At 68.9% G+C, this 25,859-nt stretch carries 19 protein-coding genes and 1 tRNA gene; 13 read left to right on the plus strand and 7 right to left on the minus strand.

The features are described 5' to 3' along the window. The first annotated feature begins 54 nt into the window (after positions 1 to 54). Complete coding sequence (locus OG496_RS17345) at positions 55 to 918, plus strand: DUF4184 family protein (RefSeq protein ID WP_405971498.1); 864 nt, start codon at positions 55 to 57, stop codon at positions 916 to 918. On the opposite strand, the gene OG496_RS17350 is transcribed toward OG496_RS17345, so the two are convergent. Then, positions 881 to 1,288: a hypothetical protein gene (locus tag OG496_RS17350; RefSeq protein ID WP_405971499.1), complete on the minus strand. Its 408-nt coding sequence runs from the start codon at positions 1,286 to 1,288 to the stop codon at positions 881 to 883. The two genes, OG496_RS17345 and OG496_RS17350, sit on opposite strands and share 38 nt — an antisense overlap. A gap of 454 nt (positions 1,289 to 1,742) precedes the next feature. After that, entirely contained in the window at positions 1,743 to 4,481 is a 2,739-nt protein-coding gene (polA, locus tag OG496_RS17355) for a DNA polymerase I (RefSeq protein WP_405971500.1), read from the minus strand. An 895-nt stretch (positions 4,482 to 5,376) separates the two neighbouring features. Here polA and OG496_RS17360 point away from each other — a divergent pair. From OG496_RS17360 to OG496_RS17395, 8 genes are all read left to right on the plus strand, one after another. Beyond that, a complete protein-coding gene (locus tag OG496_RS17360) occupies positions 5,377 to 7,656 on the plus strand; it encodes an FdhF/YdeP family oxidoreductase (RefSeq protein ID WP_405971501.1) in 2,280 nt (759 codons plus the stop codon). A 61-nt stretch (positions 7,657 to 7,717) separates the two neighbouring features. After that, positions 7,718 to 8,206, plus strand: coding sequence for a PaaI family thioesterase (locus tag OG496_RS17365; RefSeq protein ID WP_405971502.1), 489 nt, complete (start codon positions 7,718 to 7,720; stop codon positions 8,204 to 8,206). Positions 8,207 to 8,335: 129 nt separating this feature from the next. Continuing rightward, on the plus strand, positions 8,336 to 9,007 hold the full coding sequence (locus OG496_RS17370) for a hypothetical protein (RefSeq protein WP_405971503.1): 672 nt from the start codon (positions 8,336 to 8,338) through the stop codon (positions 9,005 to 9,007). 225 nt (positions 9,008 to 9,232) lie between these two features. Then, positions 9,233 to 10,450 carry a branched-chain amino acid ABC transporter substrate-binding protein gene (locus OG496_RS17375; protein WP_365307717.1) on the plus strand — a complete coding sequence of 406 codons (1,218 nt, stop codon included), beginning with the start codon at positions 9,233 to 9,235 and terminating at the stop codon, positions 10,448 to 10,450. Positions 10,451 to 10,586: 136 nt separating this feature from the next. Further along, positions 10,587 to 11,516, plus strand: a complete 930-nt coding sequence (locus tag OG496_RS17380) for a branched-chain amino acid ABC transporter permease (RefSeq protein WP_366494128.1) — start codon at positions 10,587 to 10,589, stop codon at positions 11,514 to 11,516. A gap of 4 nt (positions 11,517 to 11,520) precedes the next feature. Next, positions 11,521 to 13,320 carry a branched-chain amino acid ABC transporter permease gene (locus tag OG496_RS17385; RefSeq protein WP_399394456.1) on the plus strand — a complete coding sequence of 600 codons (1,800 nt, stop codon included), beginning with the start codon at positions 11,521 to 11,523 and terminating at the stop codon, positions 13,318 to 13,320. Positions 13,321 to 13,326: 6 nt separating this feature from the next. Beyond that, entirely contained in the window at positions 13,327 to 14,190 is an 864-nt protein-coding gene (locus tag OG496_RS17390) for an ABC transporter ATP-binding protein (RefSeq protein ID WP_366494125.1), read from the plus strand. Then, the gene (locus OG496_RS17395) at positions 14,187 to 14,903 is read left to right on the plus strand and encodes an ABC transporter ATP-binding protein (RefSeq protein WP_327404825.1); all 717 of its coding nucleotides are present in this window, start codon (positions 14,187 to 14,189) and stop codon (positions 14,901 to 14,903) included. Before OG496_RS17390 ends, OG496_RS17395 begins: the two co-directional genes overlap by 4 nt. A gap of 101 nt (positions 14,904 to 15,004) precedes the next feature. Here the strand turns inward: OG496_RS17395 and OG496_RS17400 are convergent, their stop codons facing one another. Next, the gene (locus OG496_RS17400; protein ID WP_019062225.1) at positions 15,005 to 15,661 is read right to left on the minus strand and encodes an ANTAR domain-containing response regulator; all 657 of its coding nucleotides are present in this window, start codon (positions 15,659 to 15,661) and stop codon (positions 15,005 to 15,007) included. 104 nt (positions 15,662 to 15,765) lie between these two features. On the opposite strand from OG496_RS17400, the gene OG496_RS17405 reads away from it, so the two are divergent. The 3 genes from OG496_RS17405 to OG496_RS17415 all read left to right on the plus strand — a co-directional run bounded on the left by OG496_RS17405 (position 15,766) and on the right by OG496_RS17415 (position 18,726). Further along, a tRNA-Leu gene (locus OG496_RS17405) sits at positions 15,766 to 15,838 on the plus strand. A gap of 105 nt (positions 15,839 to 15,943) precedes the next feature. Continuing rightward, positions 15,944 to 16,690, plus strand: a complete 747-nt coding sequence (locus tag OG496_RS17410; RefSeq protein ID WP_405971504.1) for a helix-turn-helix domain-containing protein — start codon at positions 15,944 to 15,946, stop codon at positions 16,688 to 16,690. A gap of 107 nt (positions 16,691 to 16,797) precedes the next feature. Next, positions 16,798 to 18,726: an alkyl/aryl-sulfatase gene (locus OG496_RS17415; RefSeq protein ID WP_405971505.1), complete on the plus strand. Its 1,929-nt coding sequence runs from the start codon at positions 16,798 to 16,800 to the stop codon at positions 18,724 to 18,726. A gap of 17 nt (positions 18,727 to 18,743) precedes the next feature. Here OG496_RS17415 and pyk read toward each other — a convergent pair whose 3' ends face one another. Both pyk and OG496_RS17425 read right to left on the minus strand, forming a co-directional pair. After that, entirely contained in the window at positions 18,744 to 20,180 is a 1,437-nt protein-coding gene (gene pyk / locus OG496_RS17420; RefSeq protein WP_399394463.1) for a pyruvate kinase, read from the minus strand. Between the two features lie 145 nt (positions 20,181 to 20,325). Continuing rightward, positions 20,326 to 21,045: an SIMPL domain-containing protein gene (locus OG496_RS17425; RefSeq protein WP_366494120.1), complete on the minus strand. Its 720-nt coding sequence runs from the start codon at positions 21,043 to 21,045 to the stop codon at positions 20,326 to 20,328. Positions 21,046 to 21,172: 127 nt separating this feature from the next. On the opposite strand from OG496_RS17425, the gene OG496_RS17430 reads away from it, so the two are divergent. Then, the gene (locus OG496_RS17430) at positions 21,173 to 22,978 is read left to right on the plus strand and encodes a bifunctional metallophosphatase/5'-nucleotidase (RefSeq protein WP_405971506.1); all 1,806 of its coding nucleotides are present in this window, start codon (positions 21,173 to 21,175) and stop codon (positions 22,976 to 22,978) included. Positions 22,979 to 23,038: 60 nt separating this feature from the next. On the opposite strand, the gene OG496_RS17435 is transcribed toward OG496_RS17430, so the two are convergent. Both OG496_RS17435 and OG496_RS17440 read right to left on the minus strand, forming a co-directional pair. Continuing rightward, positions 23,039 to 24,487 carry a lysine N(6)-hydroxylase/L-ornithine N(5)-oxygenase family protein gene (locus OG496_RS17435; protein ID WP_405971507.1) on the minus strand — a complete coding sequence of 483 codons (1,449 nt, stop codon included), beginning with the start codon at positions 24,485 to 24,487 and terminating at the stop codon, positions 23,039 to 23,041. Further along, a complete protein-coding gene (locus OG496_RS17440; protein ID WP_405971508.1) occupies positions 24,484 to 25,851 on the minus strand; it encodes a pyridoxal phosphate-dependent decarboxylase family protein in 1,368 nt (455 codons plus the stop codon). The genes OG496_RS17435 and OG496_RS17440 overlap by 4 nt, the downstream gene beginning before the upstream one ends. Positions 25,852 to 25,859 lie beyond the last annotated feature (8 nt).

Raw genomic sequence — 25,859 nt, forward strand, 5'->3', positions numbered from 1 at the left:
GTGACCGTTATTCACCGCTTGGCCATGTGCCGATGTCTCCTACGGGGAGCCCCGTTGCCGTTCACCTTGAGTCATGCCGCCGCCGTACTGCCCGCCGTGCGCGGCGACGGAAGGGGGCGCGGCCGCCTCGTACCCGCGGTGCTGGTGGCGGGTTCCTTCGCCCCCGACATGACGTACTACGCGGCGAGTGCGGTCCCCGGAGCGATGGAGTTCGGGGAGGTCACACACTCCTTCCCCGGCGTCTTCACGGTCGACGTCGCGATCACCTGGGCGACGGTCGGCCTGTGGCTGCTCCTGCGCGAACCCCTGGTGGCCCTGCTCCCGCGCGCCCGCCGGCCCCGGACGGCGACCCTGTTGCGCTGCGGCGCCCCACGCGCGCGTGCGACCCCGACTCTGGCGGTGTGGTGGTACGTCTCCGCGGTGCTCGGCGGCCTGACCCACGTCGTCTGGGACGCGTTCACCCACCACGACCGGTGGGGCGTACGCCTGTTCCCCGTCCTCGACCGGGAGTTGGGCGGCAGGCCCCTCTTCTCGGCCCTGCAGTACGGCAGTTCGGCGCTCGGCGCGCTGCTGATCACCGTGTTCGTGGTGCGTGCGCTACGACGGGTTCCGCCCGCCGAGCCGGTGGGGGTGCCCGAGCTGTCGGTACGGGACCGGTGGGCGGCCGGGATCGTCCTCGCCGCCTGTGCCCTGGTCGCGGCGGCGGAACGGGCGTCGACCTGGTGGGCCTACTGGGGCTCGACGGCAACCCCCTGGGACCTGATCCCGACCGTGTGCTTCGGCGCGGGGGCGGGACTGGTGCTGGGCGTGCTTCTGTACGCGGTCGGCGTCCGCGTGTGGCGTCCGGCGGCAACGGGGGCGCCCGGCGACCCGGACGGGGTCAGCGCGGAGCGGAGCCGTCCGGCGGGGTCGCGATGAACACCGTCATGGTGTGCGCGGAGGGTGACCTCGGGAGCCGGCTGAGGACGAGGTCCAGGTAGCTGCGCCCCAGATCGGCCCAGAGTCGCCAGACCGGGGTGCCGGTGGGCGTGATGGCGGGCCCTTGCGGATGTCTGGCTTGCTCTCGGGGGTCTACGGCCGTGTCGTCCCGGAACGTGAGGCGGCGCCGGAGTCCTGCGGCCGTGTGCTGGACGGCCATCGCGAGGTCGGCGGGGATGCGGGCGGTGCTTGCGCCGACCGCGAAGGCCGGAACCGGCGGTCGAAGCGCACCCTGCGCGGCAGCGGCACCCGCTGCCTGTATCTGAGTCCGCACCCGACCCGTCCGGCGATGGAGCATGCGTATACCCATGCCCGCATCCTTACGGTCGCCGGGGGCGGGGGGCGCTTCCGGCGGGGCCACGCGGGTGACGGGCCCTCCGGGGGTTGGGCGGAGTTTGTGTGGGCGGGGGTGTGTGCCGGGCGGGGTGGGTGTGGAGCGGTGCCGTGCCCCCTGCGGGCAGCCCGGACAGGCGGGGCTGAGTGCCGCACCGCCGGGGGCGGGACGCGGTGTGGTGCCCTGCGGGCGGCCTGGGACGGGCGAGTGTGGGTTTGGCACCGCCGGATGCGTTGCAGTGGGTGCTCGCCGTTGCGACGGGATGTCGTGCGGGTGGACTCCAGAGCGGGCCCGCGAGGGGACGAGTCGCACCCCCGCGGCCACGGAGCCAAGCCGCAGTTCCCCGTCGCCCACCACCCCACCCCGGCCGGCACACACCCCCCGGCCGGAGATACCCCCCGCACAACCCCCGCCCGACCGCCGGAGGCGGCTAGTGCGCGGCCGACTCCCAGTCCGGGCCCACGCCCACCGAGACGTCCAGGGGTGCCCGGAGGTGGACCGCGCCGGCCATCGCGTGGCGGACGAGTTCCTCGGTGGCCGTTCGTTCCCCGGGGGCGATCTCCAGGACGATTTCGTCGTGGACCTGGAGGAGCATGCGGGACTTGAGGTCGGCCTCGCGCAGGGCGGTGTCGACCTTGAGCATGGCCATCTTGACGATGTCCGCCGCGGTGCCCTGGATCGGGGCGTTGAGTGCCATCCGCTCGGCGGCCTCGCGGCGCTGGCGGTTGTCGCTGTTGAGGTCGGGGAGGTAACGGCGGCGGCCGAAGAGGGTCGCCGTGTAGCCCGTCGCCCTCGCCTCGTCGACCGCGCGGCGCAGGTAGTCCCGTACGCCGCCGAAGCGCTCGAAGTACGTGTCCATCATGACCCGCGCCTCGCCCGCGTCGATGTTCAGCTGCTGGGAGAGGCCGAAGGCGGACAGGCCGTAGGCGAGGCCGTACGACATCGCCTTGATCTTGCGGCGCATCTCCGCGTCGACCGCGGAACCCTCGACCGAGAACACCTGGGAGGCGACCGTGGTGTGCAGGTCCTCGCCCGAGGTGAACGCCTCCAACAGGCCCTCGTCCTCGGAGAGATGGGCCATCACGCGGAGCTCGATCTGGCTGTAGTCCGCCGTCATCAGGGACTCGTAGCCCTCGCCCACCACGAAGCCCCTGCGGATCGCCCTGCCCTCGTCCGTGCGGACCGGGATGTTCTGCAGGTTCGGGTCCGTCGAGGAGAGGCGGCCGGTCGCCGCCACCGTCTGGTTGAACGTGGTGTGGATGCGGCCGTCCGTCGCGACCGTCTTGATCAGGCCCTCTACGGTGACGCGCAGCTTCGCCTGTTCGCGGTGGCGGAGCATGATGACCGGCAGTTCGTTCTCGGTCTGGTTGGCCAGCCAGGCCAGCGCGTCCGCGTCCGTCGTGTAGCCGGTCTTCGTCTTCTTGGTCTTGGGCAGGCCGAGTTCGCCGAAGAGGACTTCCTGGAGCTGCTTGGGCGAGCCGAGGTTGAACTCGTGCCCGGCCGCCGCGTGCGCCTCCTTCACCGCCTGCTGGACGGCGCCGGCGAACATCTGCTCCATCGCTTCGAGGTGTGCCTTGTCGGCCGCGATGCCGGACCGCTCCAGGCGGGCCAGCAGAATCGAGGTCGGCAGCTCCATGTCACGGAGCAGGTCTGCCGCGCCGACCTCCTGGAGGCGCTCCCCGAAGGCGTCGCCCAGGTCGAGGATCGCGCGGGCCTGCACCATCAGGGCGTCCGCCTCGGCGCCGTCGTCCGCGCCGAAGGCGAGCTGCCCGTCTGCCGTGGCGGCGGGAGCCAGTTCACGGCCCAGGTACTCCAGGGACAGCGCGTCCAGGTCGAAGGAGCGGCGGCCGGGCTTGACCAGGTAGGCGGCGAGCGCGGTGTCCATCGAGATGCCGGCGATCGTCCAGCCGTGCTCGGCGAAGACCCGCATCGCGCCCTTGGCGTTGTGGAACACCTTGGGGCGGTCGGCGTCGGACAGCCAGGCCGCGAACGCGTTCTCGTCGCTCTCGTCCAGCTCGGCGGGGTCGAACCAGGCGGCCGCTCCCCCGGCGGTGGCGAGCGCGACCTCGGTCACCGAACCCGAGCCGAGCGCCCAGGTGTCGACGGTGGCGACACCGAGGGGCTCGGTGCCGTAGTCGGCCAGCCAGCCGGTCAGTTCGCCGGTGCCGAGGACCGAGCCGTCGACCGCCACACCGCTCTCGGCGAGCGGGGTCGCGTCGGCCTCCTCGTTGCCCGGGTCGACGGCCAGGAGGCGCTCGCGCAGCGAGGGGTTGCGGATCTCCAGGGTGTCGAGAACCATCGCGAGGGCGGTGCGGTCGTACGGAGCGCGCTCCAGGTCGAGGACCGTCTTGGGCAGCTCGACGTCCTTGACCATCTCGGTCAGGCGGCGGTTGAGCTTGACCGCGTCCAGGTGGTCGCGGAGGTTCTGCCCGGCCTTGCCCTTGACCTCGTCGACACGCTCCACCAACTCCGTGAAGGAACCGAACTGGTTGATCCACTTCGCGGCGGTCTTCTCGCCGACGCCGGGGATGCCCGGGAGGTTGTCGGACGGGTCGCCGCGCAGTGCCGCGAAGTCGGGGTACTGGGCGGGCGTCAACCCGTACTTCTCGACGACCTTCTCCGGAGTGAACCGGGTCAGCTCGGAGACGCCCTTCGTCGGGTACAGCACCGTGGTGTGGTCGGACACCAGCTGGAACGAGTCCCGGTCGCCGGTGACGATCAGCACGTCGAAGCCCTCGGCCTCGGCCTGGGTAGCGAGCGTGGCGATGACGTCGTCGGCCTCGAAGCCGTCGACCGCGAACCGGGACACGTGCATCGTGTCGAGCAGCTCGCCGATCAGCTCGACCTGGCCCTTGAACTCGTCCGGGGTCTTGGAGCGGTTCGCCTTGTACTCGGTGAACTCCTCGGAGCGCCAGGTCTTGCGGGACACGTCGAAGGCCACCGCGAAGTGCGTGGGCGCCTCGTCGCGCAGGGTGTTGGCCAGCATCGACGCGAAGCCGTAGATCGCGTTCGTCGGCTGGCCCGTCGCGGTCGTGAAGTTCTCCGCGGGCAGCGCGAAGAACGCGCGGTAGGCCAGCGAGTGCCCGTCCATCAGCATCAGCCGTGGACGGTCTCCGCCGGAGGTGTTCCCGGAGGTCTTGTCGGTCTTCTTCGATGCTGTCTCTGCCACGACCCCGATCCTGCCACGCCCCACTGACAGTCGGAGTCACGGTCACCGCGTCGGAGGTCACGGTCGCGACGGCGGGCTCGCGCCGGGGGTGGCGGAAGCCGCTGCCGGGACGGCGGGAGCGGACGCCGAAATCGTCGTGGTCCGTGGCGTGGAGGCGGGGGCGAATGCGAGGGGGCGGGGGCGAAGGCAGTCCCCTAGGAAGGCGAGTCCCCGGAAGGCGAAGGCGGTGAGCCCGGTCGCCTCGCGGCAACAGTCGTAGGAGGAGCGGTCCCCGTTGCCGCACGGCCACGCGCGCGTGAAAGAGCTCCTGCCGCCGCGAGATACCGAGGCGATCGGCCACGCGCGCGCGTGCGGAGGTCACCGTGGGCGTAGAAGTCCAGGGAGATGGCGACCCGCTGACACGCGCGCGTACAGAGGTCCGGGCCTCGCCGTGTCCAGGGGGTGACCGTGGCGACCTGCCAGGCGCGCGTGCAGAGGTCACTGTCGCGGCGCGTGAAGAGGCCACCATCGCCGCAGCGGACCCGGCCGGACGCGCCCCGCCCCGCCGCCGTAAGAATCGGACGGACCAGCACCACCCGCCGCAGCACAAGCCGGCCTGACGGCAACACCCGCGCGGCGAAGACCGCCGGACCAGCGGCACCCGCGGTGGCGAGGAGCCGGACAAGCCCGCACCACTCCTCGCCCCGCCCCGCCCTGCCCAACTCCTCCCCCGCCGCACCCCTCACGCCGCCCACTTCTCCCCCGCCCCACCCTCCTCCTCGCCCCACCTCACACCCCCGCCGCCCCCGTCCCACCCCCCGAACCCATAGATCCCACGAACCGACCTCGGCGTTGTCACTGCCCCGTGCGAGGATCGGAGACGTAGTACACATGTGCCAGCGAAGGAGGGCCCGCGATGGCCACGAAGCCGCCCAAGGGTGATCCGGTCCAGGACGCCCCGCAGGTCACCGAGCCCAAGCACGCCGCGGCCGGGCTTCCGGCGATCGGGCACACGTTGCGCATCGCCCAGCAGCAGATGGGGGTCAGGCGCACCGCGTTGACGCTGCTGCGGGTCAATCAGAAGGACGGCTTCGACTGCCCGGGCTGCGCCTGGCCGGAGCCGGACCACCGGCACGCGGCGGAGTTCTGTGAGAACGGCGCGAAGGCGGTCGCCGAGGAGGCCACCCTGCGCCGGGTCACCCCCGAGTTCTTCGCGGCCCACCCGGTCGCCGATCTCGCGACCCGCAGCGGGTACTGGCTGGGCCAGCAGGGGCGTCTGACGCACCCCATGTATCTCCCCGAAGGGGCCGAGCGCTACGAACCGGTCTCCTGGGAGCGTGCCTTCGACATCGTCGCGGAGGAGATCGCCGCCCTCGGCTCCCCCGACGAGGCGCTGTTCTACACCTCGGGCCGGACCAGCAACGAGGCCGCGTTCCTGTACCAGTTGTTCGCGCGGGAGTTGGGCACCAACAACCTGCCCGACTGCTCCAACATGTGCCACGAATCCAGCGGTTCGGCGCTGAACGAGACGATCGGCATCGGCAAGGGCAGCGTCCTGCTGGAGGACCTCTACCAGGCCGACCTGATCGTCGTCGCCGGCCAGAACCCGGGGACCAACCACCCGCGCATGCTCTCCGCCCTGGAGAAGGCCAAGGCCAACGGCGCGAAGATCATCAGCGTCAACCCCCTGCCCGAGGCGGGCCTGGAGAAGTTCAAGAACCCGCAGACCCCGCAGGGCATGCTCAAGGGCGCCGCCCTCACCGACCTGTTCCTGCAGATCCGCATCGGCGGCGACCAGGCCCTCTTCCGCCTCCTCAACAAGCTCATCCTTGAGACCGAGGGCGCGGTCGACCAGCCCTTCATCGACGAACACACCCACGGCTACGAGGAGTTCGCCGCCGCCGCGCGGGACGCCGACTGGGACGAGACGCTCCTGGCCACCGGGCTGACCCGCCCGGAGATCGAGAAGGCCCTGGAGATGGTCCTCGCCTCCGAGCGCACCATCGTGTGCTGGGCGATGGGCCTCACCCAGCACAAGCACGCCGTCCCGACGATCCGCGAGGTCGTCAACTTCCTTCTGCTGCGCGGCAACATCGGCCGCCCGGGCGCGGGTGTGTGCCCGGTGCGCGGCCACAGCAACGTGCAGGGCGACCGCACGATGGGCATCTTCGAGCGCCCCGCGCCCGCCTTCCTGGACGCCCTGGAGAAGGAGTTCGGCTTCGCCCCGCCGCGCGAGCACGGCTACGACGTCGTCGCCGCGATCCGCGCCCTGCGCGACGGCGACGCGAAGGTGTTCTTCGCCATGGGCGGCAACTTCGTGTCCGCGTCCCCCGACACCGAGGTCACCGAAGCCGCCATGCGGCGCGCCAGCCTCACCGTGCACGTGTCGACGAAGCTCAACCGCTCGCACGCCGTCACGGGCGCTCGTGCCCTGATCCTGCCCTGCCTGGGCCGTACCGAGCGCGATCTCCAGGGCGGCGGCGAGCAGTTCGTGACCGTCGAGGACTCCATGGGCATGGTGCACGCCTCCCGCGGCCGCCTGGAGCCCGCGAGCGCCGACCTGTTGTCGGAGCCGGCCATCGTGTGCCGCCTCGCCCGCCGCGTCCTGGGCGAGGAATCCCGCACGCCCTGGGAGGAGTTCGAGAAGGACTACGCGACGGTCCGCGACCGGATAGCGCGCGTGATACCCGGCTTCCAGGACTTCAACAAGCGTGTCGCGCACCCCGGCGGCTTCGCCCTCCCGCACGCCCCACGCGACGAACGCCGTTTCCCGACCTCCACCGGCAAGGCCAACTTCACCGCAGCGCCCGTCGAGTACCCCGAACTCCCCGAAGGGCGCCTGCTGTTGCAGACACTGCGCTCGCACGACCAGTACAACACCACGATCTACGGCCTCGACGACCGCTACCGGGGCATCAAGAACGGCCGACGGGTCGTCATGGTCCACCCCGACGACGCCGCCCGACTGGGGATCGCCGACGGGTCGTACGTCGATCTGGTCGGCGAGTGGAAGGACGGCGTGGAGCGGCGGGCGCCCGGTTTCCGGGTCGTGCACTATCCGACCGCGCGGGGCTGCGCGGCCGCCTACTACCCGGAGACCAACGTCCTGGTCCCCCTGGACGCCACCGCCGACACCAGCAACACCCCGGCCAGCAAGTCCGTCGTCGTACGTCTGGAACAATCGACCACCGACTGAGCGTTCGCTCAGCCGTCAGTCAGGTGCATCAGCCGGACGCAGGACGAACGGAGTCGGCCCCATGGGCGAGCAGCAGCACGGGAAGTTCCCGCAGGACGTCATCGACGAGTACTCGGCCCTCGGCGTCGACCTGGTCGCCCTCTTCTCCGCGGGGCACCTCGGCACCCGGATGGGCGTGGAGATCGTCGAGGCGTCCGCCGAGCGCGTCGTCGGCACCATGCCCGTCGAGGGGAACACCCAGCCGTACGGACTGCTGCACGGCGGCGCCTCGGCCGTCCTGGCCGAGACCCTCGGCTCGCTGGGGTCCATGCTGCACGGCGGCAGCACGAAGCTCGCCGTCGGCGTCGACCTGAACTGCACCCACCACCGGGGCGCCCGCTCCGGCCTCGTCACCGGCGTCGCCACCCCCGTGCACCGGGGCCGCTCGACGGCGACGTACGAGATCGTGATCAGTGACGAGGACGGGCGGCGGGTGTGCACCGCGCGGCTGACCTGCATGCTGCGGGACATCAGGCCGGGCGACCCGGTCCCCGCACACACCCCGAACTGACAACCCCGCGCGAGCCGTTCGCGTCCGGGGCCGCGCGCACGCCGCGAACCGGCCCCGGACCGGAGGATCCCGACCCCGTCTTCCGCACCCCCGTCCGCTCCCCTACCGTTTCCCCATGAGGCTGCCGGCATGAGCGGTATCGGGCCCGTCGAATCCGTCGACTCACCGGAGAGGGACGGGAGTTACGAAGTCATCGGGGGTGACTCGCCCCGCCTGGGCGACCATTGGCACACCCTGCCGCAGCGCACCCGCAGGGCCGTGCTCACGGCGGGCACGGTCACCGCCGTCGCCGTCGGAGCCGTCCTCCTGCCGCCCTTCCACGACGGGCGGCAGGACGAACCGACCCCACCCGTGCCGTGGCCCGCGAACATCACCGAATGGCGCTACACCGGGCTCGCCCAGACCACCGACACCCCCACCACGACCGGCTTCTTCCGCTTCGCGGTCACGGTGGACAGCGGACCCCCCGTCGCCATACGCGTCATCGGCGCCGCCTTCGACGGGCTCACCGCCCAGGCCGTCCCGGCCCCCTCCTTCACCGTCCGCACCGGGGCGACCCGCCGCGTCACCGTGGAGATATCGGTTTCCGACTGTTCGGGACTGCCCCTGAATGCGGACCTCGCCTTTCTGGACGTAACGCTGCGTAACACGCGCGCAATACAACACCACAGTTTCATCTTCGGCAGCGCCTACTCCAAGGACCTTTCCCAGCTCCTCCACAGGGCCTGCGGCACGACAAAGGCCAGGCCAGGCCCACGGCCAAGCGGAAGTGCAGGTTCTCAAAATGTGGACCGCGGCTGAATTCCGCCAAACCGGCCGAGACCCACCCTCCACGATCCCCGCCAACCTGCACGTCATAACAAGAAAGTCACAAGCCAGCGCACGACGATGCCCATGCCCACAGACCGGGCTTAGAGTCACGGCCAGTCACCGCTCCATCGGGAGTTGGGTACCAGCGCAGCACCTTGCCGCTCCACACCGGGGCGACTGTGCCTGCGGAAAGGACTGATTGTGCGACAGCGTTCTTTGGTGATACTGACCTCCGTTCTCACGACCGGAGCTCTGACCCTCACCGCGTGCGGCTCCCGGGACAGCGGCAGCAAGAGCGACAGCGGGTCGACCACCCTGACCATCGGTGTCGACGCCCCCCTGTCCGGTGAGAACTCCACCACCGGTCTCGGCATCCAGTACGGCGTCCAGATCGCCGTCGACGACGCCAACAAGAACAACTGGGTCCCCGGCGTCAAGTTCAAGGTCAAGGCCCTGGACGACAAGGCCCAGCCCGCCACCGGCCAGTCCAACGCCACCGCCTTCACCGGCGACAGCAACGTGGTCGGCGCCGTCGGCCCGCTGAACTCCGGCGTGGCCCAGTCGATGCAGCAGGTGTTCGCCTCGGCCAACATGGTCGAGATCTCGCCGTCGAACACCAACCCCGCCCTGACCCAGGGCAAGGACTGGGCGACCACCAAGACGCGGCCGTACAAGACGTACTTCCGTACCGCCACCACCGACGCCCTCCAGGGTGCCTTCGCCGCCGACTACGCGTACAACGGCCTCAAGAAGAAGAAGGCCTTCGTCGTCGACGACAAGCAGACCTACGGCGCCGGCCTGGCCGGGATCTTCAACGGCGCCTTCAAGAAGCTCGGCGGCTCCATCGCGGGCACCGACCACGTCAACACCGGCGACACCGACTTCAGCTCGCTCGTCACCAAGATCAAGAACTCCGGCGCCGACCTGCTCTACTACGGCGGCCAGTACGACGAGTCGGAGAAGATCACCAAGCAGCTCAAGGGCGCCGGCGTCAAGATCCCGCTCTTCGGCGGTGACGGCATGTTCGCCACCACCTACATCCAGACCGCGGGCAAGGCGGCCGAGGGCGACCTCGCCACCTCCGTCGGTGTCCCCGCCGACACCCTGCCCGCCGCCAAGCAGTTCATCGCGACCTACAAGGCCAAGGGCTACAAGGGTGACTACGGCGCCTACGGTGCCTACGCCTACGACGCCGCGACCGCCATCATCAAGGCCGTGAAGGCGGTCAAGGACGGCAACAGCGACAAGCTGCCCTCCGGCAACGACCTCCGCTCCAAGGTCGTCGACGCCGTACAGAAGTCCGACTTCGAAGGCATCTCCGGCAAGGTCGCCTTCGACCAGTACGGCGACACCACGAACAAGCAGCTCACCGTCTACCAGGTCACCAACGGCGCCTGGAAGGCCGTGAAGACCGGCACGTTCAACGGCAGCTGACCTCAGCAGCTCCAGCACCACCGCACCACGGGCCGCGCGGAAGGAGGATCCCGACCGCGCGGCCCGTTGTCACACCCCCCCACCCCCAGGCACGCGATCTGTGCACACGACCACCAGCGACAATGGAGGCCACGCGGTGAACACCCTGCCGCAGCAGCTGGCCAACGGGCTGCTCCTAGGCTCGATGTACGGGCTGATCGCCATCGGCTACACGATGGTGTACGGCATCGTCCAGCTCATCAACTTCGCGCACGGCGAGATCTTCATGACCGGCGCGTTCGGCGCCCTCACGGTCTACGCCTACATCCTTCCCGACGGCACCTCCATGGTGGTCGCCGTACCACTCATGCTGATCGGCGGCGGAATCGTCTCCGTCCTCGTCGCGGTGGGCGCCGAACGATTCGCCTACCGCCCCCTGCGGCAAGCACCACGACTGGCCCCCCTCATCACGGCCATCGGCCTCTCCCTGTCACTGCAGGAACTCGTCCGGAACTTCTACCCGGGCGCCGACAAGGCCCGCTCCTTCCCCAGCCTCGACGGCAACCACGACATCGGCTCCGTGACCATCTCCGACGCCGACATCTTCCTGGTCATCGCCGCCATCATCTGCATGTCGGGCCTCGCCTGGTTCGTCCGCAAGAGCCGCACCGGCCGCGCCATGCAGGCCACCGCGCAGGACCCGGACACCGCCCAGCTCATGGGCATCGACACCAACCGCATCATCGTCATAGCGTTCGCCATCGGCGGCTTCTTCGCCGCCGTAGCAGCCGTCTCCTACGGCCTGAAGTACGGCAACATCGACTACCGCATGGGCTTCCTGATGGGCCTCAAGGCCTTCACCGCGGCCGTCATGGGCGGCATCGGCAACATCTACGGCGCCATGCTCGGCGGAGTCGTCCTCGGCGTCGCCGAGACCCTCGCCTCCGCCTACATCAGCAAGATCCCCGGCATGGAACAGCTCGGCGGCTCCAGCTGGGCCAACGTCTGGGCTTTCTGTCTCCTCATCCTCGTACTGCTGTTCAGGCCACAAGGCCTGCTCGGCGAACGCGTCGCGGACAGGGCGTGATCACATGACCGAGACGACCGAGACCCCCCAGACACCGGCCACCGCCCCCGCGGCACAGCGCGGCCTCATCCCGCTGCCCCTCGCGGCCGCCCGCGCCCTCCTCCTGGCCGGCGGCATCCTCACCACCGCCTCCACGTTCCTGCGCTGGACCTGGACCTCCGACTTCCCCGGCGACCTCACCGTCAACGGCTACCCCGGCGGCCTCCAGGTCCTCACCCTCGTCGCGGGCCTGCTCACCGCGCTGTTCGCGCTCGCCGCCTACGGCGTCCGCGGACTCGGCTGGCTCCTGCCCGCCCGCAACAACGCACCCCTCGTCCTCGTCGCCCTCGGCGGCTTCGCCGTCACCTGGTACACGGTGATCTCGATCGCCGCCGAACTCGGCGGCATCGTCAACTGGGAAGCCGGCACCTACATCGCCGCCGTCGCCTCCCTGCTCCCCGTCATCGGCGCCCTCGCCCTCCCGCAGAACGCCACCGACAGCACCGCGGAAGCCCTCAAGGCGTACATCGCCAAGGCCGACCGCGTCCCGGCCCCCCAGGCGACCGCACCCTGGATCCAGCGACTCGTCATCACGATCGTCGCCGCCCTCGCCCTCACCGTCTTCGCCTACGGCATCGACGCCGAGGACGAACTCTTCGTCGGCTTCCTCATCGTGGTCGTCTTCACCGCCTGGGCCCTCCAGACCGCCGGCCTCTTCGACCGCTTCAGCCACCTCACCGCCGCCAACCGCAGCTTCGCCCTCGCCATGGGCTTCGTCGCCGCGATCGGCTTCCCCTTCACCCAGACCAACGACCACTACGCCAACCTCGGCGTCAACATCCTCATCTTCGGCACCGTCGCCCTCGGCCTCAACATCGTCGTCGGCCTCGCCGGACTCCTCGACCTCGGCTACGTCGCCTTCCTCGGCGTCGGCGCCTACACCGCCGCCCTCGTCTCCGGCTCCGAGTTCTCCAAGTTCTCCGGCGTCCAGTTCCCCTTCTGGGCCGCCGCCCTCGCCGGTGCGGCCGCCTCACTGATCTTCGGCGTCCTCATCGGCGCCCCCACCCTGCGCCTGCGCGGCGACTACCTCGCCATCGTGACCCTCGGCTTCGGAGAGATCTTCCGCATCTCCGTCAACAACATGGACGGCGTCTCCGGCCCCGACATCACCAACGGCCCCAACGGCATCCCGTCCATCCCCGACCTGTCGTTCTTCGGCTTCAACTTCGGCCAGAACCACGACATCGCCGGATTCACCATCGGCCGGTTCGCCAACTACTACCTGCTCATGGTCCTGATCAGCGCCCTCGTCGTCACGATCTACCGCCGCGCCTCCGACTCCCGCATCGGCCGCTCCTGGATCGCCATCCGCGAGGACGAGACCGCCGCCACCGCCATGGGCATCAACGGCTTCCGCGTCAAGCTCATCGCCTTCGCCCTCGGCGCCACCCTCGCCGGCCTGGCCGGCACGGTCAGCGCCCACGTCACCTACAGCGTGGTGCCCAACCCGTACCAGTTCGCCGGAGCGGCCCCGCCCAACTCCGCGTTCCTGCTGGCCGCCGTCGTCCTCGGCGGCATGGGCACCGTCTCCGGACCCTTCCTCGGCGCCGCCCTGCTCTACCTGCTCCCGGAGAAGCTCGTCGCCCTCCAGGACAAGTCACTCCTCGCCTTCGGCATCGCGCTCATCCTCCTGATGCGCTTCCGCCCCGAGGGGATCATCCCCAACCGCCGACGCCAGCTCGAATTCCACGAGACCGGCCAACTCGACGTACCGGACACCACGACCCTGACCGACGAACCGGCCATCACCAAGGCAGGGGCGTAGAGAGCCATGACGACACCCGTACTCGAAGCCCGTGACGTCACCATGCGCTTCGGCGGCCTCACCGCCGTCCGCTCCGTCGACTTCACCGTCAACGCCGGCGAGATCGTAGGCCTCATCGGCCCCAACGGCGCCGGCAAGACCACCTTCTTCAACTGCCTCACCGGCCTCTACGTCCCCACCGAGGGCACGGTCTCCTACCAGGGCACGGTCCTCCCACCGAAGCCCCACCTGGTCACCAAGGCCGGCATCGCCCGCACCTTCCAGAACATCCGCCTGTTCGCCAACATGACGGTCCTGGAAAACGTCCTCGTAGGCCGCCACACCCGCACCAAGGAAGGCCTCTGGTCGGCCCTCCTCCGCGGCCCCGGCTTCAAGAAGGCCGAAAAGGCGAGCGAAGAACGCGCCATGGAACTCCTGGAGTTCATCGGCCTCGCCCACAAGCGCGACCACCTGGCGAGGAACCTCCCCTACGGCGAACAGCGCAAGCTGGAGATCGCCAGGGCCCTGGCATCCGAACCGGGTCTCCTGCTGCTGGACGAGCCGACGGCCGGCATGAACCCCCAAGAGACCCGCGCCACCGAAGAGTTGGTCTTCGCGATCCGCGACAAGGGCATCGCCGTCCTCGTCATCGAGCACGACATGCGCTTCATCTTCAACCTCTGCGACCGCGTCGCCGTCCTCGTCCAGGGCGAGAAACTCGTCGAAGGCACCTCCGACGTCGTCCAGGCCGACGAACGCGTCGTAGCCGCCTACCTCGGCGAACCCTTCGAAGGCGCCCCCGAGGAAACCCCGGCGGACACACCGGAAGCGGCGGAAACGGCGGACCCAGAAGCGGAGAGCACCACCAGCACCAAGGGAGAAACCCAGTGACCGCACTGCTAGAGGTCGAGGACCTCAGGGTCTCCTACGGCAAGATCGAAGCCGTCAAGGGCATCTCCTTCAGCGTCGAAGCCGGCCAGGTCGTCACCCTCATCGGCACCAACGGCGCCGGCAAGACAACGACCCTGCGCACCCTCTCAGGCCTGCTGCAGCCCTCCGGCGGCAAGATCACCTTCGACGGCAAACCGCTCAACAGCGTCCCCGCCCACAAGATCGTCGCCCTCGGACTGGCCCACTCCCCCGAAGGCCGGCACATCTTCCCCCGCCTCACCATCGCGGAGAACCTCCAGCTCGGCGCCTTCCTCCGCAAGGACAAAGAAGGCATCGAAAAGGACATCCAGCGCGCCTACGACCTCTTCCCCATCCTCGGAGAACGTCAGAAGCAGGCGGCGGGCACACTGTCCGGCGGCGAGCAGCAGATGCTGGCGATGGGCCGCGCCCTCATGTCCCAGCCGAAGCTGCTGATGCTCGACGAGCCGTCCATGGGCCTCTCGCCGATCATGATGCAGAAGATCCTGGCGACGATCGTCGAGCTCAAGGCATCGGGCACGACGATCCTCCTGGTCGAACAGAACGCCCAAGCAGCGTTGTCGTTGGCCGACCAGGGCCACGTCATGGAGGTCGGCAACATCGTCCTCTCCGGCACCGGCGAGGACCTCCTGCACGACGAGTCGGTACGGAAGGCATACCTCGGCGAGGACTGATTCATCGCCTGCCGGTCGCTTCCGGTTGCGTTTCTACGACGAGGCCCGCGCCCCTGTTCCGGGGGCGCGGGCCTCGTCGTACGTACTGCCGTGGGTTGGTGTCAGCCCTTGGAGGACTTCTTCTCGTCCGCGTCCTGGATGACCGCCTCGGCGACCTGCTGCATGGACATCCGCCGGTCCATCGACGTCTTCTGGATCCACCGGAACGCGGCCGGCTCCGACAGCCCGTACTCCGTCTGCAGGATCGACTTCGCACGGTCGACCAGCTTGCGGGTCTCCAGACGCAGCGTGAGGTCGGCGACCTCCTGCTCCAGCTGCTTCAACTCCGTGAAGCGGGACACCGCCATCTCGATCGCGGGCACGACATCACTCTTGCTGAAGGGCTTCACCAGATACGCCATCGCACCGGCGTCCCTCGCCCGCTCGACGAGGTCGCGCTGAGAGAAGGCGGTCAGCATCAGCACCGGCGCGATGCCCTCCTCGGCGATCTTCTCGGCGGCGGAGATACCGTCCAGCTTGGGCATCTTCACGTCGAGGATCACCAGGTCGGGCTTGTGCTCACGGGCCAGCTCGACGGCCTGCTCACCATCACCGGCCTCACCGACGACGGTGTACCCCTCTTCTTCGAGCATCTCTTTGAGATCGAGCCGAATCAGGGCCTCGTCCTCGGCGATGACGACACGGGTCGTCAGCGGAGGCACGTGCGACTTGTCGTCGTCGGGCGCGTCTACGGGCTGGGGCGACTCGGGGGCGGTCACGGGGGCTCCTCGTTCAGGGCACGGGGGTAGTGCTGACAAGAGCCTACCTAGCTGCGATAAGGTGGGGGCACAGCGGGAGACCGCTGACCTTCTTATCGAAGGGGGCCCCGGTAGCCCAGCGGTAGAGGCCATGGATTCAAAACCCATCCAGCGTCGGTTCGAATCCGACTCGGGGCACTTTTCCTTCAAATCGAAGGCAGACATTTTAAGCGGAGGTTCACGTTCGCGTGAATCTCCGCTTTCTGCTGCGTGTCGCGACGATCACTCTCACAGAGTGTCCACATGTACGACATCAGCACACGCAAGCGAGCGCTCGCGCTGCTCGAACAGGGGCGCAGCCTCAACTCCGTGAGCCGCGAGACCGGCATCTCCCGCGCAGCGATCCGCTCCTGGCAGGACCGACTCGAACCCCTGCCCAGCATCACGACTCCGGCCCCCGGGCCACCTGCCGACAACCAGGCCTACGCCTACCTCCTGGGCCTCTACCTCGGCGACGGCTGCATCAGCGCCCACCCGCGCGGCACCGGCCACTACCTCAGGATCGCGTGCGCCGACGCATGGCCCGGGCTCATCCAACTGTGCCGCGAGGCCATAGCGAAGGTGCGCCCCGGCATCGGCGTCTTCGCACTCCAGAAGGAGGGCTACGTGATGGTGACCAGCTACTACAGGCACTGGCCCCACCTCTTCCCCCAGCACGGCCCCGGCAAGAAGCACGACCGCCGCATCGCCCTCGAACCCTGGCAGCAGGACATCGTCGACACCCACCCCTGGGAGTTCATCCGGGGTCTCGTCCACTCCGACGGCTGCCGTATCACCAACTGGACGACTCGCCTCGTAGGCGGTGAGACAAAGCGCTACGAATACCCCCGCTACTTCTTCACCAACCTCTCCGCGGACATCAGGCAGCTCTACACCGACACCCTCGACAAGGTCGGCGTCAGCTGGAAGCAGGCCAACGCCTACAACACCTCCGTCGCCCGCAAAGCCTCAGTCGCCCTCATGGACACCCACGTGGGCCCCAAACACTGACCCCACAACATGACGTGTCACAACCCACCCCCACCCCCTTTGTGACCTGCCCCAATTCCCCGCACGACCGTTGACCCGCGCAAACCGCACCCGCGATGTTCGGCCGCATGACACCCCTGAACAGACGAGGTTTCGTCGCGGCCGCCGCCGGTGCCGCCGCGGCAGCCGTAGCCATGAGCCCGGAATCCGCCGCAGCCCTGAACCAGGAACAGACCCCCACAGACATGGACGAGCTGAACCTCTCGAACAAAGACGACTTCACCGCCGCCGACAAGGGATTCATCGCCGCCCTGAATCCCGGCGTCGTCAAGAACGCGGCCGGAGAAGTCGTCTGGGACAACGACGCCTACGCCTTCCTCGAAGGCGACGCCCCGAAGACCGCCAACGCGAGTCTCTGGCGCATGTCTCAACTCACCCGGAAACAGGGGCTGTTCAAGGTCACCGACCGGATCTATCAAGTCCGCGGACTCGACCTCTCCAACATGACGATCGTCGAGGGCGACACCGGCGTGATCGTGATCGACCCGCTGATCTCCGCCGAAACCGCCGCCGCAGCACTGCAGTTGTACCGAGACCATGTCGCCGACAAAGAAGTGACCGGCCTCATCTACACGCACCCGCACGTCGACCACTACGGCGGCTGCCGAGGCATCCTCCCGGACGGTGCCGGTGACATACCGATCATCGCGCCCGAGGGTTTCATGGAGCACGCGGTCTCCGAGAACGTATACGCGGGCACCGCGATGACCCGCCGTTCCATCTACATGTACGGCGCCCAACTCCCCAAGGGCCCTGCCGCGCAGGTCGGTTGTGGGCTCGGGCAGAACATCTCCACCGGAACCATCGGGCTCCTCGAACCCACCCACTACGTCTCGACGACCGGGCAACGCCTCACCGTCGACGGCGTCGTCATGGAGTTCCAGATGACGCCGGGGACGGAGGCGCCCGCCGAGATGAACTTCCTCTTCCCCGATCTCCGTGCCGTCTGCATGGCCGAGAACGCCACGCACACGATGCACAACATCATCACGCTGCGCGGCGCCCAGGTCCGGGACGCGAAGCAGTGGGCCGCGTATCTGACCGAGTCGATCGGGCTCTACGGCGGTCAGGTCGACGTCGCTTTCGCGTCGCACCACTGGCCGACTTGGGGGAACGACGAGATCGTCGGGCTGCTCGAAACGCAGCGGGACTTGTATGCGTACATGCATGACCAGACGCTGCGGATGCTCAACTCCGGTCTCACGGCCCGGGAAATCGCGGAGGAGTTCCAACTGCCGCCCGCGCTCGCGGAGGTGTGGGCGAACCGGGGTTATTACGGGTCGATCAGCCATAACGTGAAGGGTGTTTATCAGCGGTACATGGGATGGTTCGACGCCAATCCGGCTCATCTTTGGGAGCATCCGCCGGCCGCGGAGGCGAAGCGGTATGTCAAAGCGTTGGGAGGTCCGGAATCCGCCCTGTCGAAAGCCCGGGCATTCGTCCGTGACGGTGATCTCCGTTTCGCCGCCACTCTCCTCAACCATTGTGTATTCGCCGAGCCCGATCAGAAGAAGCCCAAGCAACTCCTCGCGCAGGTCTATGAAAAGCTGGCGTACGCGACGGAGAACGCGGTCTGGCGGAACTTCTATCTCACGGGGGCGATGGAGTTGCGGGAGGGGGTCAAGGCGCCTTCAGCCACCTCCGACAGCACGGACTTGAAAGCGGCACTCTCCGTCGATCAGCTCATCGATGCCATGTCGGTGCGGGTGGACGGGCCGAAGGCGTGGGATCTCGATCTCGCCATCGACTGGTATCTGCCGGGGCAGGGCACGTACTGGCATCTCCGGCTGAAGCACGGTGTGTTGACGCGTACGTCGGGTGCCTCGCCCAACCCCTCCGCCGGGCTGACACTCACCATGAACAAGGTGCAGTTGTTGCAGCTGTTGGCCGGGAAGGGGTTGGGGGCGATTCAGGTGTCCGGGGATGTCACGTTGCTGACCACGTTGTTCTCGGTGATCGTGACTCCTGCGGCGGACTTCGCGATTGTCACGCCATGACTGGCAGGCCGTGGGCGCTACTTGGGGCTGTCGTCCTCGCCGACGTGGTGGACGCGGACGAGGTTCGTCGAGCCGGCGACACCGGGGGGTGAGCCCGCTGTGATGACGACGATGTCGCCCTTCTGGCAGCGGCCGTACTTGAGGAGGAGTTCGTCGACCTGGTCGACCATGGCGTCGGTGGAGTCGACGTGGGGGCCGAGGATGGTCTCCACGCCCCAGGTGAGGGTGAGTTGGGCGCGGGTGGCCGGGTCGGGGGTAAAGGCCATGACCGGGATGGGCGAGCGGTAGCGGGAGAGGCGGCGGACGGTGTCGCCGGACTGGGTGAAGGCGACGAGGAACTTCGCGCCGAGGAAGTCGCCCATCTCGGCGGCCGCTCGGGCCACGGCGCCGCCCTGGGTACGGGGTTTGTTGCGTTCGGTCAGTGGGGGCAGGCCCTTGGCGAGGATGTCCTCCTCGGCGGCCTCGATGATGCGGGCCATGGTGGTGACGGTGGCGATGGGGTACTTGCCGACGCTGGTCTCGCCGGAAAGCATCACCGCGTCCGTGCCGTCGATGACCGCGTTGGCGACGTCTGAAGCTTCCGCGCGGGTGGGGCGGGAGTTCTCGATCATCGAGTCGAGCATCTGGGTGGCGACGATGACCGGTTTGGCGTTGCGCTTGGCCAGTTTGACGGCGCGCTTCTGGACGATCGGGACCTGTTCGAGGGGCATTTCGACGCCGAGGTCGCCGCGGGCGACCATGATGCCGTCGAAGGCGGCGACGATGTCGTCGATGGCCTCGACCGCCTGGGGTTTCTCGACCTTGGCGATGACGGGGAGGCGGTGGCCCTCCTCGTCCATGATGCGGTGGACCTCGTCGATGTCCTTGCCGCTGCGGACGAAGGACAACGCGATCACGTCGAAGCCTGCGCGCAGGGCCCAGCGGAGGTCGGCCTCGTCCTTGTCGGAGAGGGCCGGGACGGACACGGCGACTCCGGGGAGGTTCAGGCCTTTGTGGTCGGAGACCATGCCGCCTTCGACGACCTTGGTGTGGACGCGGGGGCCGTCGACGGCGGTGACTTCGAGGCAGACCTTGCCGTCGTCGACGAGGATGCGTTCGCCGGGGGTGACGTCGGTGGCGAGGCCGGCATAGGTGGTGCCGCAGGTCTGGCGGTCGCCTTCGGCGCCTTCTTCGACGGTGATGGTGAAGGTGTCTCCGCGTTCAAGGAGTACGGGTCCTTCGGTGAAGCGGCCGAGTCGGATCTTCGGGCCTTGAAGGTCGGCGAGCATTCCGACGCTGCGGCCGGTCTCCTCGGAGGCCTTTCGGACGCGCTGGTAGCGCTCCTCGTGTTCGGCGTGGGTGCCGTGGCTGAGGTTGAAGCGGGCTACGTCCATTCCGGCTTCGACCAGGGCTTTGATCTGGTCGTACGAGTCGGTGGCGGGGCCCAATGTACAGACGATTTTTGCTCGGCGCATGGTTTGAGCCTAGACCTTACCGATGGGTAGGGAATTGGCCGTGCATGACTACTCAACAACCTTTGGGTGAAGGCTTATTGACAAGGCTTGAATGTGCGGTGGGGTGCTCCGATGAGCATGGGAATGGTCGAATTAAAGGCTCGGCTCATAGGCGCGGGGGTGCCATCGTGAAGCGTGCGTTGACCTGGGCGTAGACCTGTTGCCGTTCGGGTTCGAGGTCGAGGGGCGCGGCGGCGGTGTCCTCGGCGGCTCCGCCCATGAGGGCTCGGGAGCGCATACGGCCCGCGGGTGCCGCGTAGGTCTGGGCGTTCTCGGCGCCGATGTCGGCCAGCTCCACCAGTGCGGCCAGGGTCGTACCCAGTGCTTCGGCGTATTCGCGGGCGCGTTGGACGGCTTCGTGGACGGCTTGTTGGCGGGCCTGGCGGTGGACGGGTGAGTCGGGGCGCAGGGCCCACCAGGGGCCGTCGACGCGGGTGAGTTCGAGGTCGGCGAGGCGGGTGGTGAGTTCACCGAGGGCGGTGAAGTCGGCGAGTTCGGCGGTGACGTTGACTCTGCCGTGGTAGCGGTGGACGCGTTCGCCGCGGCCGTGTTTGGTGAGTTCGGGGGTGATGGAGAAGCCGCCGGTCTCCAGGCGTTCGACTGCTTCGCCGTAGCTCTTGACGAGGTCGAGGACGGTGGCGTTGCGGCGGGTGAGGTCGTCGAGGGCGGTGCGGCGGTCGGTGCCGCGGGCGGCGACGGTGATGCCGATGCGGGCGATCTCGGGGTCGACTTCGAGGCGGGCCTCGCCGCGGACGGCGATGCGGGGGGCGTCGGGGGTGCCGTAGGGGACGGGGGGTTGTTGGTCGTCCGTGCTGGGGGTGGTCATACGTCCCACTCTGTCAGGTGGGTCGCCTGGTGGTCATCAGATCGAAACCTGCGGGACCTGTCGCGTGCGGTAAGAAGCGAGTAAGAATCTACGCGCGTTGTTGACCGTTTCCCGAGGAGATCCAGACATGCCCTTGAACCGCCGGAAGTTCCTGAAGAAGTCCGCCGTGACGGGCGCGGGGGTGGCGCTGGCCGGTGCGGCGGCGGCTCCGGCGGCGCAGGCCGCGGAGAAGAAGAAGCCGGGCAAGCAGCCGAAGCGGTACTCGCTGACCGTCATGGGCACGACGGATCTGCACGGGCATGTCTTCAACTGGGACTACTTCAAGGACGCGGAGTACGCGGACGCCAAGGGCAACGCGATGGGTCTGGCGCGGGTGTCGACCCTGGTGAACCAGATCCGCAACGAGAAGGGGCGGCGGAACACGCTGCTGCTGGACGCGGGCGACACGATCCAGGGCACGCCGCTGACGTACTACTTCGCGAAGGTGGACCCGATCACCGCCAAGGGCGGGCCGGTGCATCCGATGGCGCAGGCGATGAACGCGATCGGGTACGACGCGGCGGCGCTGGGCAACCACGAGTTCAACTACGGCATCGAGACGCTGCGGAAGTTCGAGGACCAGTGCCGTTTCCCGCTGCTCGGGGCGAACGCGCTGGACGCGAAGACGCTGAAGCCGGCGTTCCCGCCGTACTTCATCAAGAAGTTCCAGGTGCCGGGTGCTCCGCCGGTGAAGGTGGCGGTGCTGGGGCTGACGAACCCGGGTATCGCGATCTGGGACAAGGCGTATGTGCAGGGGAAGTTGACCTTCCCGGGGCTTGAGGAGCAGGCGGCGAAGTGGGTGCCGAAGCTGCGGTCGATGGGGGCGGATGTCGTCGTCGTGTCGGCGCACTCCGGGTCGTCGGGGGCGTCGTCGTACGGTGATCAGCTGCCGTACGTGGAGAACTCGGCGGCGCTCGTCGCACAGCAGGTGCCGGGGATCGACGCGATCCTTGTGGGCCATGCGCACGTGGAGATACCGGAGTTGAAGGTCACGAACACGGCGACGGGCAAGACGGTCGTGCTGTCCGAACCGCTGTGCTACGCCGAGCGGTTGAGCGTGTTCGACTTCGAGTTGGTCTTCGAGAAGGGGCGTTGGAGCGTCGAGTCGGTGGCGGCGTCGCTGCGGGACGCGAAGACGGTCGCGGACGATCCGAAGATCACGCGCTTGCTGAAGGACGAGCACGCGCTGGTCGTGGAGTACGTCAACCAGGTCGTCGGTACGGCGACGTCGACGCTGACGACGGTCGACGCGCGGTACAAGGACGCGCCGATCATCGATCTGATCACCAAGGTCCAAGAAGACGTGGTGAAGGCCGCGTTGGCGGGGACCGCGTACGCGTCGCTGCCGGTGATCGCGCAGGCGTCGCCGTTCTCGCGGACCTCGGAGATCCCGGCGGGCAACGTGACGATCCGGGATCTGTCGGGTCTGTACGTGTACGACAACACGCTCGTCGCGAAGCTGCTGACGGGCGCTCAGGTGCGGGCGTATCTGGAGTACTCGGCGGAGTACTTCGTGCAGACGGCCGCCGACGGGGCTGTGGACACGGAGAAGTTGACGAACGCGGGTGGCCGTCCGGACTACAACTACGACTACGTGTCCGGGTTCTCGTACGACATCGACGTCGCGCAGGCGGCGGGTTCGCGGATCAAGAACCTCACCTACAACGGTGCGGCGCTGGATGACACGCAGCAGTTCGTGCTGGCGGTGAACAACTACCGGGCGAACGGCGGCGGTGCGTTCCCGCATGTGGCGTCGGCGACCGAGGTGTGGTCGGAGTCGACGGAGATCCGGACGCGGATCGCGGAGTGGGTGACCGCGAAGGGTGTGCTGGATCCGGCCGACTTCGCCTCGGTGGACTGGAAGTTGACGCGGAACGGGACGCCGGTTTTCTGAGCCGGTTTCTGAGCTCGTCTTCTGGGGGCCCGGCGGCTCTGGTCGCCGCCGGGCCCCTTCTCAGTGTTCTACGAGTGGGGTGAGGGTGCGGGTGGCCTGGCGGGCCGTGGGGATCTGGGCTTGCGGGTCAAGTCCGAACGTGGTGAAGGCGGTTCGGCCGGGGAGAGGGTAAGGCTCCTTGCCGGTGAGGGAGTTGAGGATGGTGGCGCTGCGCCAGGCGGCGAGGCCGAGGTCGGGGGCGCCGACGCCGTGGGTGTGGAGTTCGGCGTTCTGGACGTAGACCTGGCAGCCGGAGCCGGTGACGGAGGGGTCGAGGACGAGCCTGAACTGGTCGTCGACGCGCGGGCGTTCGGCGCTGTCGCGGCGCAGGTAGGGGTCGAGTCCGGCGAGGATGCGGCCGAGGGGGCGTTCGCGGTAGCCGGTGGCGAGGACGACGGCGTCGGTGGTGAGGCGGGAGCGGGTGTTCTGCTGGGTGTGTTCCAGGTGGAGTTCGACCTTGGTGGTCGCGATCCTGCCCGCCGTGCGGACGCGGACGCCGGGGGTGAGGACGGCGTCGGGCCAACCGCCGTGCAGGGTACGGCGGTAGAGCTCGTCGTGGATGGCGGCGATGGTGTCGGCGTCGATGCCCTTGTGGAGTTGCCACTGCGAGGTGACGAGGCGGTCGCGGACTCCTTCGGCGAGGGCGTGGAAGTAGCGGGTGTAGTCGGGGGTGAAGTGCTCCAGGCCGAGCTTGGAGTACTCCATGGGGGCGAAGGCCTCGCTGCGGCCGATCCAGTGGAGTTTCTCGTGTCCCGCGGGGCGGTGGCGGAGCAGGTCGAGGAAGACCTCGGCGCCGGTCTGTCCCGATCCGATGACGGTGATGTGGTCGGCGGCGAGAAACGTTTCGCGGTGGGCGAGGTAGTCGGCGGCGTGGATGACGGGGACGCCGGGTGCTTCGACGAGGGGCTTGAGGGGGTCGGGGACGTAGGGGGCGGTGCCGACGCCGAGGACGATGTTCTTGGTGTACGTCCGCCCGAGCGCTTCGGCCTCGCCATCGCTGTCGAGCTGGGTGAAGTCGACCTCGAACACGTCGCGTTCGGGGTTGAAGCGGACGGCGTCGACCTGGTGGCCGAAGTGGAGTCCGGGGAGGCTGTCGGCGACCCAGCGGCAGTAGGCGTCGTACTCGGCGCGCTGGATGTGGAAGCGCTCGGCGAAGTAGAAGGGGAAGAGGCGGTCGCGGGCCCGCAGGTAGTTGAGGAAGGACCAGGGGCTGGCGGGGTCGGCGAGGGTCACCAGGTCGGCCAGGAAGGGGACTTGGACGGTGGCGCCGTCGATGAGCAGGCCGGAGTGCCAGTCGAAGCCGGGGCGTTGCTCGTAGAACGCGGTGTCGAGTTCGGTGAGGGGGTGGGCGAGGGCGGCCAGCGAGAGGTTGAACGGTCCGATGCCGATGCCGACCAGGTCGCGGGGTGAATCGGGTTCGTGGCGTGGGGGGTTGGGGGTCTGGGGGTGACCCGTCGGGGGGTGGCTCATCGGGGGGTGTTTCCTTCCACCAGTTTCAGGAGGGCGGCCAGGTCGTCGGGCCGGGCGTGGGGGTTGAGGAGGGTGACCTTGAGCCAGAGCCGCCCGTCGAGCGCGGCCCGGCCGAGGACGGCCCGTCCGTCCGTGAGGAGTTGGCGGCGTACGGCGGCCACGGCGTCGTCGGTGGCTTCGGCGGGCCGGAACAGGACGGTGCTGATGACGGGTGGGGCGTAGAGCTCGAAGCCGGGGCGGTCGCGGACGAGGGCGGCGAACTCCCGTGCGCGGGCGCAGACTTGGTCGACGAGGGTGCCGAGTCCGGTGCGGCCGAGGGTTTTCAGGGTGACGGCGAGTTTGAGGACGTCGGGTCTGCGGGTGGTGCGCATCGAGCGGCCGAGGAGGTCGGGCAGGCCCGCTTCGGTGTCGTCGTCGGCGTTGAGGTAGTCGGCACGCTGGGTGAGGGCGGCGAGGTCGCGGGGGTGTCGTACGGCGAGGAGGCCGGCGGCGACGGGCTGCCAGCCGAGTTTGTGCAGGTCGAGGGTGACGGTGTGGGCGCGGTCGAGGCCGGCGAGTTTGTCGCGGTGGCGGTCGCTGAAGGTGAGGCCTCCGCCGTAGGCGGCGTCGATGTGGAGGCGGGCGCCGTGGGCGGCGCACAGGCCGGCAATCTCGGGGAGCGGGTCGATGAGCCCGGCGTCGGTGGTGCCGGCGGTGGCGGCGACCAGGACGGAGCCGCGGGGTCCCGGCAGGGCGGTGAGGGCCTTGTCGAGGGCGGCGGGGTCGAGGGTGCCGGTGGGGGCGGGGACGACGACGGGGTCGGGCAGGCCCAGGAGCCAGGCGGCGCGGGGCAGGGAGTGGTGGGCGTTGGAGCCGCACACCAACTGCACGCTGCCGCCGTTGGCTTCGCGGGCGAGCAGCAGGGCGAGTTGGTTGGCTTCGGTGCCGCCGGTGGTGACGAGGGCGTCGGCGAGGCCGATCTCGTGGGCGAGGGTGCGGGTGACGAGGGCTTCGAGGGCGGAGGCGGCGGGGGCCTGGTCCCAGGAGTCGAGCGAGGGGTTCAGCGCGCTGACGGCGAGGTCGGCGGCGGTGGCGACGGCGAGCGGCGGGCAGTGCAGGTGTGCCGCGCACAGCGGGTCGGCGGGGTCGGCGGCGCCTTCCGCGAGCGCGTGCACGAGGGTGCGCAGGGCGTCGGGATCGCCGTCGTCGGGGAGTACGTCCCCTACGGCGTCCCTCATGCGGGCGGCGACCGCGTCGGGGCCGCCCGCGGGGAACGGGCCGCCGCGGGCCCTGCGTCCGGTGCCGAGAGCGTCGAGGACGGTGTCGAGCAACGGACGCAGGGCGTCGGGTCCTCCGGGGCCTGAGGCGAGGGGTGCGCTGCTCATGCTGTCCT

This window comes from Streptomyces sp. NBC_00988 (assembly GCF_045162645.1).
Classification (GTDB): Bacteria; Actinomycetota; Actinomycetes; order Streptomycetales; family Streptomycetaceae; genus Streptomyces.